Annotated in this window: 10 protein-coding genes; 8 read left to right on the plus strand and 2 right to left on the minus strand. The window is 39.4% G+C overall.

The genetic code is table 11. The features are described from left to right. Positions 1-85 precede the first annotated feature (85 nt). Complete coding sequence (locus AWW67_RS03240) at positions 86-2,302, minus strand: M1 family metallopeptidase (RefSeq protein ID WP_062300222.1); 2,217 nt, start codon at positions 2,300-2,302, stop codon at positions 86-88. Positions 2,303-2,409: 107 nt separating this feature from the next. Here AWW67_RS03240 and AWW67_RS03245 point away from each other — a divergent pair, with 107 nt between their 5' ends. The 8 genes from AWW67_RS03245 (at position 2,410) to AWW67_RS03280 (ending at position 12,323) form a co-directional block, all read left to right on the plus strand. Next, positions 2,410-3,432 (plus strand): alkaline phosphatase D family protein, encoded by a 1,023-nt coding sequence (locus tag AWW67_RS03245; RefSeq protein WP_176699987.1) that lies wholly within the window; start codon positions 2,410-2,412, stop codon positions 3,430-3,432. 107 nt (positions 3,433-3,539) lie between these two features. Further along, positions 3,540-4,427, plus strand: coding sequence for a glycerophosphodiester phosphodiesterase family protein (locus AWW67_RS03250; protein ID WP_062300226.1), 888 nt, complete (start codon positions 3,540-3,542; stop codon positions 4,425-4,427). Between the two features lie 106 nt (positions 4,428-4,533). Next, on the plus strand, positions 4,534-5,703 hold the full coding sequence (locus AWW67_RS03255; RefSeq protein WP_062300227.1) for a hypothetical protein: 1,170 nt from the start codon (positions 4,534-4,536) through the stop codon (positions 5,701-5,703). Between the two features lie 9 nt (positions 5,704-5,712). Further along, complete coding sequence (locus AWW67_RS03260) at positions 5,713-6,708, plus strand: adenosine kinase (protein ID WP_053224698.1); 996 nt, start codon at positions 5,713-5,715, stop codon at positions 6,706-6,708. Positions 6,709-6,818: 110 nt separating this feature from the next. Then, positions 6,819-8,186 (plus strand): M16 family metallopeptidase, encoded by a 1,368-nt coding sequence (locus AWW67_RS03265; protein WP_062300229.1) that lies wholly within the window; start codon positions 6,819-6,821, stop codon positions 8,184-8,186. Further along, the gene (locus AWW67_RS03270) at positions 8,183-10,228 is read left to right on the plus strand and encodes a M16 family metallopeptidase (RefSeq protein WP_062300231.1); all 2,046 of its coding nucleotides are present in this window, start codon (positions 8,183-8,185) and stop codon (positions 10,226-10,228) included. The genes AWW67_RS03265 and AWW67_RS03270 overlap by 4 nt, the downstream gene beginning before the upstream one ends. A gap of 77 nt (positions 10,229-10,305) precedes the next feature. Beyond that, on the plus strand, positions 10,306-11,562 hold the full coding sequence (locus AWW67_RS03275) for an RNA polymerase sigma factor (protein WP_062300233.1): 1,257 nt from the start codon (positions 10,306-10,308) through the stop codon (positions 11,560-11,562). A 221-nt stretch (positions 11,563-11,783) separates the two neighbouring features. After that, positions 11,784-12,323 (plus strand): DUF1684 domain-containing protein, encoded by a 540-nt coding sequence (locus tag AWW67_RS03280; protein ID WP_176699988.1) that lies wholly within the window; start codon positions 11,784-11,786, stop codon positions 12,321-12,323. Here the strand turns inward: AWW67_RS03280 and AWW67_RS03285 are convergent. Then, positions 12,320-12,898 (minus strand): MarR family winged helix-turn-helix transcriptional regulator, encoded by a 579-nt coding sequence (locus AWW67_RS03285; protein WP_062300236.1) that lies wholly within the window; start codon positions 12,896-12,898, stop codon positions 12,320-12,322. The genes AWW67_RS03280 and AWW67_RS03285 overlap by 4 nt on opposite strands. Positions 12,899-12,956 lie beyond the last annotated feature (58 nt).

The following is a 12,956-nucleotide window of genomic DNA, read 5'->3' on the forward strand; positions in this document are numbered from 1 at the left end:
TGGTAGAAATCCTTTTTTAGCTTTAAAAAGCAAACCCCGAAGCTAGAGGCCTCGGGGTTTAGTTTAGCTGTTCTGAGCAGGAAAACTAGTTTCCTCCTTTTTCTTTGGCTTTATCAAAAGCACTTTGGGTGTTCTTTCTTGGAAAGGAATTATTTTCCGTGTTTACATCGGCTAACTCCTTGTTCGGATCAAACATCATACTGGCCACTTCTTTGTCTTTAGCAAAAATATGAGACACTTGGCTTTCGCTAAGTCTCCAGATTTCTGCAGGAATTTTCTCGATTTCTTTAGTGCCGTCTTTGTATGTCCACTCAATTACCAATGGAGTAATTAACCCTCCTGTGTTTTTAAAAGTTACTTGGTATAAATTTTTTCCTGCTAATCGTTTTCTGATGGCATCGTTCGGAATCTCGCTTCGGTATTCGCCTCTCACGCGGCTGTCCGTTAGTTCAATTTCTTGAGGCTTAGTATAGAATGGATTATCGGCATTTTGCTCGTTGCCCAGCGTTCCCGCTTGCGCATTCACTGTTTTTTCAACCTGTTGGTTTTCACCTTTGATTTTGAACCATTTTACATCGCTTACATCTACTTCTACATTGTCTGTAGTGTAGAACCAGCCTTTCCAGAACCAGTCCAAATCTACGCCAGAGGCATCTTCCATAGTACGGAAAAAGTCAGCTGGTTTTGGATGCTTAAACGCCCATCGTTCTGAATATTCTTTAAAAGCGGCATCGAATAATTCTGGTCCCATTACAGTTTCTCTTAACACTACCAAGGCAGCAGAAGGCTTTGAATATGCCTCTGGCCCCAATTGAAGCGACTGCTCAGGATTGGTCATAATTGGACGCATAAAATCTTTGCTACCTTTCATGTATGGCACTATGGCAGCCGGAGAGTTAGATGTGTATGGCAAGTAATCATAGTACTCGTGCATGGTTCTATATTCCAAGAAAGAGTTTAATCCTTCATCCATCCAAGCCCATTGTCTTTCGTCTGAATTTACAATCATAGGGAAGAAATTGTGGCCTACTTCGTGAACAATTACAGAAACCATATTTGTTGTGATGAAGTCATCATAGGTTCCATCAGGTCGTGGGCGACCAAAGTTGAAGCAGATCATAGGATACTCCATACCAATGCTAGCTGCATGTACCGAAATGGCTTTTGGGTAGGGGTATTCAATGGACATGTTGGAATATGAAATCAAGGTATTTACAACCGCTTTAGTCGATTCTTTTTCCCAAAGCGGATTGCCTTCTTTAGGGTAGTAAGACATCGCCAAAGGCGTATTGTTTTTCAGTTTAACAGCTTGGGCATCCCAGATGAATTTTCTAGAGCTGGCAAAAGCAAAATCTCTTACATTTTCTGCTTTGAAGGTCCAAGTAGATTGGGTAGAAGCTCTTTTCTTTTCCTTGGCTTCCGCTTCTTTTTGCGTGGTAATGATTACAGGTTTGTCAAAACTCTTTTTGGCTTGTTCAAAACGCTGTAATTCTGTTTTTGTCAATACATCAGAGGGGTTTTGTAAAGTACCCGTAGCTGCTACAATGTGGTCGGAAGGAACTGTGATAGATACCTCGAAATCGCCAAAAGTAAGCGCAAATTCTCCTGAACCTAAAAATTGCTTGTGTTGCCATCCATTAACATCGTCATACACTGCCATTCTTGGGTAGAACTGAGCAATGGTGTATAAATAGTTGTCGTCTTCCACAAAATGTTCGTAGCCAGACCGGCCACCAAGCTGAGCCCTATCGTTTATGTTATACCACCAAGCAGTCTTAAAACTAAATGATTCGCCAGTTTTTAATGGCGTAGGTAAGGTGATTTTCATCATGGTGTCATTGATTAAATAAGTCAATGGCTTACCATTGGTATCGGTTACTTTTTCTAGTTTGAAACCGCCATCAAAACCCGCGTCAATCATAGAGGCAGCTCTACTAGTGCCCAAGCTAGACGTATTGTCTCTTAGCTGCCCAAAGCCGTTGGTGAGCGCTCCGGTATTGTCAGCTTTTCTCACATTTTGGTCTAGCTGAACCCAAATGTATTTTAAAGTCGAAGGTGAATTGTTCGTGTAGGTTACCGTTTCAGAACCAGAAATTTTCTGGTTTTTGTCGTCTAATGTTACTGCGATTTTATAATCGGCTTTTTGCTGCCAATAGGCTGGCCCAGGTTCTCCCGACCCAGTGCGGTATTCGTTAGGTGTAGGGAGGGTTGTGCCTAGCTGTTCGAATTTTGCTCCCCAATTTTGTTGGGCAAAGCTCATGAGCGGGAAGAGGCACATCAATAATAAGATTTTCTTTCTCATGGGTTAAAGGTTTTATGCATCGAAAATTAACGATTTGTGATTCAATTGTAACAATTTATTAATAATGATTTTCAATTTCTGCTAAGTAAAAAATGAAGTTTTACAGCATGAAAACTAAACTAACAAGCTTAAAATTAACTGCAATTGCTTTGTTCCTGACCATCAATGGTTTTGCCCAAGATGCCAGCCGAACTAAAGTATTAACCACTATTGCTATCGGTTCGTGCAGTCGCCAAGAGGCGCCACAGTATTTATGGCCCGAAGTACTAAAAAATAACCCCGACCTATGGATTTGGTTAGGCGATAATATCTATGGTGATACCCAAGATATGGCACTCTTGAAAGAAAAGTATGAAGTACAAAAATCAAATGCTGACTATCAGAAGATGCTAAAGCAGATGGATATTATTGGCATTTGGGACGACCATGATTATGGGGTGAACGATGGCGGTAAAGAGTTTGTGAAACGGAAAGAAAGCCGCGACCTAATGTTTGAATTTTTAGATGTAGAGCGTAATAACCCAGCTTGGAAAAGGGAAGGTGGCTACCAATCGTACGAATATGGAGTAGAGGGTAATAAAGTAAAAATTATGCTTTTAGATGCGCGTTATTTCAGAGATGAATTGAACCGTGTTGACAGAAAGTATGTACCAAACTTAGAAGGAGATATTTTGGGTGAAGACCAATGGAAATGGCTTGAAAATGAACTGACCAATAGCGATGCCGATATTCATATTTTGGCAGGAGGAATACAATTATTACCAGAGGAGCACCCTTACGAAAAGTGGAATAATTTCCCGAAGGCAAAGCAAAGGCTATTGAAGCTTATCGGTACTGTTCAGCCAAAAAATACTTTCTATCTAAGCGGAGATCGCCATATTTCGGAAATTTCAAAAACAGTGATTCCTGGCTATGGTGCATTTTATGATTTCACCTCAAGTGGTTTAACCCATAGTTCGGAAGGAAATACAACTGAACCCAACGGATTTAGAGTGAGTAAACTGGTAGATAAAAAGAGCTTTGGGCTCATTAAAATCGACTGGTCTCAGGCTAAACCTCAAGTAACTTTTGAAATGCGAGGCTTAGAAAATGTTTTAATCGATACTCATAAAGTAGATTGGGAGAAATAAAGTTGAGACGCCCTGTTTTTTTATTATAAGCAGGGCGTATTACTACCTTGTCCGTTTCAGAATCTCATTTTTAATTTCCTTTGCGTAATTTGATTCAAATTCTATTTATGAAAACTTCTGTATTACTTCTTTTTTGTGTTGTCTTAGGTTGTGCCAAAGTTCAAGAACCTCTCGATATTCAAGGGCACAGAGGCGCTAGAGGCTTAATGCCTGAAAATTCTATTCCAGCATTTATGAGGGCTTTAGAGGAAGGGGTAACTACTTTAGAACTGGATGTGGTGATTACCAAAGACAAACAAGTAGTGGTTTCGCACGACCCATATATGCTTTCTTCAATTTGCGATAAACCCAATGGAGAACCCATTACTAAGGAAGAAGAACCAAAGCTGAATATTTATGAGATGGATTACGCAGAAGTGGTGGGCTATGATTGCGGATCGAGAGGAAATGCTCGTTTTCCAGAACAAGTGAAAACTGAAACCGCAAAACCTTTATTGGCCGATGTAATTTCAATGGTAGAAGATCACTTAAGGGAAAATAATCTTCCAAGGGTGGGTTATAATATTGAAATCAAGAGCCTAGAAAGTGAATATAATGTCAGTCAACCAGAAGTAGATGAGTTTTCTGAGTTAGTTTTAAGTGTAATTAGAGAAAGGCTTACCAACGAACACTTTACCATTCAATCATTCGATTTTAATGTGCTCAAGCATTTACATAAGTCGAACCCAGAGGTTCGTTTGGTGGCTTTGGTAGAAAACGCAAAAGGAGTGGAGGCCAATCTGGAAGCACTAGGGTTTACTCCAGAAGTTTACAGCCCATATTACATTCTCCTGAAGAAAGAAGACATTGATTTGATTCATGAAAAAGGAATGAAAGTAATTCCTTGGACCGTGAATGACCGGAAAGATATGGAGCAATTGGTGGCAGATGGCGTAGACGGAATTATTACCGATTACCCTGATAGAGCGAAAGGGCTGGGGAATAAAGGAACCTGATTTTTAACACAGAGATTTGCCTTCGATCACATTCTTATCAAAAGCCTGCGCATAACATTTTGATGTTGGGTATATCTAATTATTTTTGGGCTGCCCAATTTCGTACATGCAACTATTTGAAGTTACCGACAGCCATTCCGAAAAAGAATTCATTCAATTGCCTGTAAGGCTTTATAGAAATGAAAAAAACTGGATTAGACCTCTTGATAAGGACATCAAGGCTGTTTTCGACCCCAGTAAAAATAAAAATTATAGAAATGGTGAAGCCATTCGCTGGATTTTAAAGAATGATAAAGGAGAAGTCATTGGCAGGCTGGCAGCGTTCATTATTAAAAAGGTAGCCGAAGCACAAGAGCAGCCTACAGGTGGAGTTGGCTTTTTTGAGTGTATTGATGATCAAGCTGCGGCATTTATGCTTTTTGATGCTGGTAAAAAATGGCTTGAAGAACGCGGAATGGAAGCCATGGATGGGCCAATCAATTTTGGCGACCGTAACAATTGGTGGGGGCTTTTAGTCGATGGATTTTCAGAGCCTAACTATCAAATGCCGTATAATTTCCTCTACTACAAAGATCTTTTCGAGGCTTACGGTTTTAAAGAATACTTCAAACAGTTTACCTACAAACGACCGGTGGGCAGCCAAGTAGAACTTGACGATCGTTTTTACGCAAAGGCTCAAAGTAGCCTAGATAACCCCGACTACGAATTCAGGCATATTAGAAAGGATGAATTCAAAATTGCTCACAAGTACTTCTTAAAAGTTTATAATGAAGCTTGGACAGGTCACAATGGAGTAAAACCCATGACAGAAGCGCAAGCACACAATATCTTTAAGCAGCTAAAACCAATTACTGATGTTAAAATCGTTTGGTTTGCTTTTTATAAAGGAGAACCTGTCGCTTTTTTCATTTCCATTCCAGAATTGAACCAACTTTATAAACACCTAAATGGCCAATGGAATTTATGGTCGAAAATTAAGTTCATGTATATGCTCAAAACAGGTGTATGCAAAAAGGCTTTAGGGATTGTATTTGGAGTAGTACCAACCCATCAGCGGAAAGGCGTTGAAGGAGGTTTGGTGGTTTCATTTGTAAAAACCTTAGCTTGGAAAAAAGGGTTTCAGTACGAAAATATAGAAATGAACTGGATTGGTGATTTCAATCCAAAAATGATGCGCGTGGCAGAACAAATCGGTGCCGAAATTGCAAAAACGCACATTACCTACCGAAAATTATTTGACGAAACGAAGGAGTTTAAAAGAGCTTCCTTTATATAATAATAGTATATGAAAAAGAAGTACGATGTATATGGCATTGGAAATGCCTTGGTTGACCTTGAGTTCAAGATTGATGAACAATTCTTAACCGAACATAAGGTTGAAAAAGGCTTAATGACCTTAGTAGACGAAGAAACTCAGTTCAGATTGATTAACTCAATGATGCAAACCGATACAGTACGTAAATCGGGAGGGTCTGCGGCTAATTCTATGATTGCCATCAGTCAGTTTGGAGGAAAATCGTTCTATTCATGCAAAGTGGCCAACGATGAATTTGGTGATTTCTACATGAAAGATATGCGTGAGGCAGGCGTAGATACCAACCTCGACAAGCAAGAAAGAGAAGATGGAGTTACAGGAAAATGTTTGGTAATGATTACGCCAGATGCCGACAGAACCATGAATACTTTCTTGGGGGCTACATCGAATTTTTCGGTAAAAGAACTGGACGAAAATGCCATTAAAGATTCACAATATATTTACCTAGAAGGTTATCTGACCACTTCTCCAAATGGAGTAGAGGCCATGATGAAGGCCAAGAAAATAGCCGAAGATTACCGTGTAAAAACCTCGATTACACTTTCAGACCCTTCTATCGCCAAATTTTTCAAAGCCCAGTTTACTGAAGTAATTGGTGCTTCGGTAGATTTGATTTTCTGCAACGAAGAAGAAGCCAAAACTTACACTGGCAAAGACAACCTAGAAGAAGCCCGTCAGGCCATGAAGAAAGACGCCAGAAGGTTTGTGATTACTCAAGGGAAAAACGGAGCCATGATTTTCGATGGCGATACTTTTATCGATATAGAAGCATATGATGTAAAAGCCATCGATACCAATGGAGCAGGAGATATGTACGCTGGGGCTTTTCTGTACGGTATTACCAACGGAATGTCGTATGCTGAAGCCGGAAAATTAGCCAGTTTGGCCAGTTCAAGAATAGTGAGCCAATATGGCCCAAGATTAAAAACTCCAGAGGTACATGAAGTTTTAAGGCGCTTAAAATAACCCACCCTTTTTACTCCCCATCCAGCGGAATATCTTTCCGCTGGCCATTCGCATTAGAAGAACAGAAATATTTTGGCTTAATTTGAAGTCAAAACAAACCCTATATACTTATGCTTAGAAAAATCAGTCTGATTCTGGTGTTTTGTGCAGTGGCTACTTATGTGTCTCAAGCCCAAAATATCGAATTTGAAGAGTATGACATGGACAATGGACTTCATGTAATTCTTCATCAAGATAATTCCACCCCTATCGTTACTGTATCAGTACTTTATCATGTAGGCTCTAAAAATGAGCCCAAAGGAAGAACTGGCTTTGCTCACTTCTTTGAACACTTAATGTTTGAAGGTTCGCCTAACCTTAAAAGAGGAGAATACTTTAAAATTATTGAAGCGGCCGGAGGAAGTTTAAACGCAAATACATCGAACGATAGAACGTATTATTTCGAAACCTTACCCTCAAACCAGTTAGAGCTTGGCTTGTATATGGAGTCTGAAAGAATGCTTCATGCAAAAATTGATTCTGCTGGAATTGCTACACAAAAGGAAGTTGTTAAAGAGGAAAAACGACTTAGAGTAGACAATCAACCTTACGGCTCTGTGATTTCTGTAATGCTTAAAAATGCTTATCGAGGCACAAACTATGAATGGGCGCCAATTGGCTCATTTGAAGATATCGATGCCGCCACCGATCAAGATTTTGTAGACTTCTACGAAACGTTTTATGTGCCGAATAACGCTACACTTTCAATTGCTGGCGATATTGATATAGCTGAGGCAAAGAAGTTGATAGAAAAATACTTTGGAGAAATTAAGAAGGGAACGAGAAAAATTCCTAGACCTAAAATTACAGCTCCAAAATTAGAAGGCACAGTAGAGGAGACCGTGTTCGATAATATTCAAGTACCCGCTTTGGTGCAGGGCTACCGAATGCCAGCACAAGGAACAGAAGATTATTATGCGCTTCAAATGCTTACCACATTACTTTCTGGCGGGCAGAGTTCAAGATTTCAGAAAGAAATTGTAGATAATAAAGGTATGGCTTTGGCTGTTCAGTCTATTCCCTTAGGTCTTGAAAGTGAAGGCTTGTTTATCAATTTTGCCATTCCAAACCAAGGAGTTGCCATTGAAGATTTGGAAGCCGAAGTTGATGCCATGATCGAGCAGACTAAGAGCGAACTGATTCCAGAAAGAGAGTTTCAAAAAGTGAAAAATCAAGTGGAAAACAATTTTATTTCTGGATACGGTTCTGTACAGTCAATTGCAGAGAGTTTGGCCAATTACCATGTGTATTTCGGAAATACTGATTTAATCAATACAGAAATAGAGCGCTATAAAAAGGTGACTAGAGAAGATTTACAGCGTGTAGCTAAAAAATATCTTGTACCAGAAAATAAAGTAGTGTTAACCTACCGACCAAAATCTGAACAAGAAAAACCCGAGGAATCAAAAATCAAAAAAGAAGGAGGGAATAGAGAATGAAGAAGCTATTAATTATGGCACTTGCGTTGATCTCTGTCAACACATTCGCCCAAGTAGATAGGTCGAAAAGACCAGAACCTGCAGCCGCAAGAGAAATTAAGATTGGAGACTACGAGAGCTTTACATTGAAAAATGGACTTAAGGTAATTGTGGTGGAGAACGACAAGCTCCCTACCGTTGCTTGGACGCTTTCGCTAAACACAGGACCAATTACCGAGGGAGATAAATCTGGCTTAGCAGGAATGTTTGGTCAAGTGATGAGAGCGGGAACAACCTCTAAAAGTAAAGAGGTGTTAGATGAAGAAATTGACTTTATGGGAGCTAGCGTAAATGCTGGAGCCACTTCTATGTCGGCTTTTTCACTTTCTAAATACAAAGAAGATGTATTGAAATTAATGACGGATATTCTTTACAATCCAGCTTTTCCTGAAGATGAGTTAGAGAAAGTAAAGAAACAAACCATAACGGGTTTGGCTTCTGCTAAAGATGATCCAAATTCAATTTCTAGTATCATTAGTTCAATTGTGAACTACGGCAAAGAGCACACATATGGTGAAATGACTACAGAGGAAACTGTAGCCAACATTACTATTGAAGATGTTCGAAATCACTACAAAAAGTATTTCAAACCTAATATTGCTTATTTGGTGGTTGTGGGTGATATATCAAAGAAAGATGCTCAGAAGCTTGCGAAGAAGTATTTCTCTGACTGGAAAGAAGGTGACTTCACTCCTGAGAATTTTGTACAACCCGCTTCAGTAACAAAAACCAACGTTAATATTGTAGATAAAGCTTCTGCGGTGCAATCGGTGATTAACATTACTTATCCAATTGACAATAAGCCTGGCACTACCGATGTAACGAAGTTGAGCGTGCTTAACCAGATACTAGGCGGAAGTGCATCTGCACGTTTGTTTACAAATTTAAGAGAAGACAAAGGCTATACCTATGGTGCTTACTCGAGTATTGGTTCTAGCAGATATAGTGCTACTTTCTCTGCCAATGCAAGCGTTAGAAATGAAGTGACTGACAGCGCTTTGGTTGAATTCTTTAATGAAATGAACCGTATTCGTACTGAATTGGTGACCCAAGAAGAATTGGATTTAGCTAAAAACTCCTTGAGAGGTTCATTTGCAAGGTCTTTAGAAAGTAGAAGTACTGTTGCTCAATTTGCTTTGAATACTCAGCTGAATAACCTTCCCGAAGATTACTATGCAACTTACCTGAAACGTTTGGATGCTATCACGGCCAAGGATATTCAAGAAGTAGCAATGAAATATATTCGCCCTGATAAAGCCAATGTTATTGTGGTAGGAAAAGCAGAAGAAATTGCTCCAAAATTGAAGCAGTTTGGCCCAATTACCTATTACGATGTTGACGGTAATGCAGTCGACCCTGAAGCTCAGAAGGCCGCAGTTGGATCGGTAGATGCGAAGGCTATCATTGATAAGTATGTAGAAGCCATTGGAGGAGCTGAAAAACTTGAGTCCGTTAAAGATGTAAAGGCTGTAATTACTACCTCTGTTCAGGGGCAAACTTTAACAATTACCACAATGCAGAAAGGTAATACAATGAGCAAGCAATCTACCGGAATTAGTGGAATGACCCTTCAGGAATCTATTGTAAATAATGGAGAAGTAAAGGTTACCGTTCAAGGACAAACTCAAGAAATACCTGCTGGTCCGCAATTAGACGGAATGAAGGAAGGTGCAATTATGTTCCCTGAATTATTTTATTTCAAGGCGGGCTACAATTTAGAAATGACTGGGTTAGAAACCGTAAACGGTAAAGAAACCTATGTTATGACAATCAAATCACCTTCTGGCGCAACTAGCAAAAGGTATTTTAGCAAAGAAACAGGTTTAGTGGTGAAAGAAGAATCTATTGCTGGAACTCAAGAAATAATGGAATATCAGGAAGTTGGAGGTATTAAATTTCCTAAAAAAATTAAACTGGCCATTCCAGGTCTTGGAACAATTGAAGCCGATATGAAAGTAGAAGTGAATACAGGAATCCAAGACTCCGAATTCGCGATTAAGTAATTTCATATATACCAATTAGAATTCAACAAGAAGCCATCTGTCGTCTGACGGATGGCTTTTTTTATTACTTTGCATCAATGTCAAAGCCCGAAATCAACAATACACTCGATTATCTTTTTCGGCAAGAGTATACAAAAATGGTGTCGCTTTTCACTAATCGATATTCATCGGCTTTGATTGATCAGATTGAAGATGCTGTTCAGGAATCACTACTAAAAGCAGCCAAATTATGGAATTCTCAGCCTGTGCCAGAAAACCCTTCAGCATGGCTGTATCGGGTAGCAAACAATCAGTTGATCGACCAACTCAGAAGGCAGAATAAGTCTGTGGCTTACGGGGCGCATAATGAAAGTGAGGAGGAAGCTACTTCTGAGTTTGAGCTCGAAGAAGGAGAATTGGTTGATGGTCAGTTGAGAATGATTTTCGCCTGCTGTCACCCTTCCATTAAACTTCAAGAACAATTGATGCTGAGTTTAAAGCTACTTTGCGGGCTCAGTGTGAAGGAAATTGCCAGAGCACTTTTAAAGAAGGAGGATGCAGCCAAGAAGGCCATTACTAGAGCCAAACAGAAATTTAAGGCAGAAGTAGGAGAACTTTCAGTTCCAGAAGGAGATGCCATAAATGAAAGACTTGAAGTAGTTCTTCAAGTAATTTATCTTTTATTTAATGAAGGATATAAAGCTACAGAGGGTGATGAGTTGATTCGTTATGAGCTATGTGAAGAGGCCATTCGGTTGGCTTTTATCCTTACCAATGCCAAAGATTGCCATACCAGCGAACTGAATGCCTTGATTGCCATGATGCTTTTTAAAGCAGCGCGGTTTCCGGCTAGAATAGGGAAAGATGGATCCTTGTTGACATTAGAACATCAAGACCGAACTCTGTACCGAGACGATTATATTCAATGGGGCTGGAAGTTTATGCAAGAATCCAGCAAAGCAGAAAATACTTCTGTTTATCAATTAGAAGCAGCAATTGCAAGCTATTATACCGTTGCGGCCAGTTATGAAAAGACCAACTGGAAAGTGATTTTTAAACTGTATGATGGGTTAGTAAAACTGAAACCTTCGCCCGTAGTGAAAATGAGTAGGGTGTTTGTGATGAGTAAAGTGCTTGGTGCTCAAAAGGCCTTAGACGCCATGGCTGATATTGAAAGTGAATTTTCAGAAGTTCAATCTTTCCAAGCCTTAAAAGCTGAACTGTATGCCGAAGTTGGAAATTTTGAGAAGGCTATTTTTCATCTAAAAAAGGCTATAAATCAAGCACAGAATAATACGGAAAAGAAATTTTTAGAGGCAAAGTTGCTCAATTGGGCGGCCATTCAATCTGTTTAGCATATTCATTCTTAATTTTTTATTCAGCGTTGCTCCGTGGGGGATTAAACAAGTATAACTGCGTAAACGTAATTCTGAATGTTTGTTTACCTTAGCGTAAAACTACTCTGGTATCAATTTTGGAAGGGTGATATTGATTGAAATCTAAGCTTATGCGTTTCCTATTCCTGTCTGTTATTCTTTTGTGTTTGTTTTCATTTGAACCTATAAATGCTCAAAATTTGAGTTACATTGAAGAAATTCAAGCGTATCGAAAAGAGCAAAACGCAGAGTTTCTAAACCCAAGTAAATCGCCTTTGACAGCCCAAGAACGAAAGGAATTCAAGGGGCATGATTTTTTTCCTATTGATGAAAATTATATGGTACAAGCTAGATTTGAGCCCACTCCAGATTCAAAGCCATTTCCGCTATATACTAGCAAAGGAACAACGCAGTTGTATAAGCGCATCGGAATTCTTCATTTCGAGTTAAAAGGTAAACCTTATACTTTAGAGGCTTACCTCCAAATTCAGAGGTTCACCATTCCAGGGCAAAAAACCTATGTATTTCTTCCTTTGATAGATTCAACTACTGGTGAAAGCACTTATGATGCTGGGCGTTATTTACACTATGAAGGTATTCCTGAAGGAACAGATTGGGTTATCGACTTTAATAAACTCTATAATCCATATTGCGCTTATAGCGATAAATACGAATGTCCGATGGTGCCCGAACCAAATCACTTACCTATAGCTGTGGAGGCTGGGGTAAAGGGCTATTAGTTCTCTACTGACTCGAACTCAGGGCAATCTAGCCTAATTTCTGTATCAATAAGTTCTTTTTGGAGGAATGTGCAAAAATGGTTGCTTTCTGTTTTGCTATAAAACTTACAACCAAAGCATGTTCTCTGAACACTCAAAACACCATTTTTATTAAGTTGAAATATCAGTTTAGTTAGCGTAGCGTAAAGCGTGTTGAGGTTCTGTTCTTCTTGATCACTTAGAATTCTTTCTAACGGTTGAGAATAACTGTCCAAGGCTTGAATAAGTGCCTGCCCATCTGCCGAAAGAAGCAAGGTATAGCTTCGGCTATCAACAGATGACTGTTCTTTTTCAATATAGCCCTTACTGCTTAGGGCTTTGACGGCATCGCTGATGGTCGGTTTTGTAAGGTTGAACTCTTTGGCTAAATGGCTTACGTTGCTAAGCTCTGATTTGTGATGTGCAACAAAAAGTAGCACCTGAATTTGAATAGGGCTTAGCCCATACAGTTTGGCCTTGTCCCATAGTAAAGTCTTAAAAGCTTCTGAAATTCTTTCAAGGGCAATAACAATATTATGGTTCAACTCTTTACTCATAGAAAGACTGGCATGGCAATTTATGTAACACCAACAAAGTTAGTCATCCTAATTAGTT

The organism is Roseivirga seohaensis, assembly GCF_001592945.1.
In the GTDB taxonomy this organism is placed as follows: Bacteria; Bacteroidota; Bacteroidia; order Cytophagales; family Cyclobacteriaceae; genus Roseivirga; species Roseivirga seohaensis.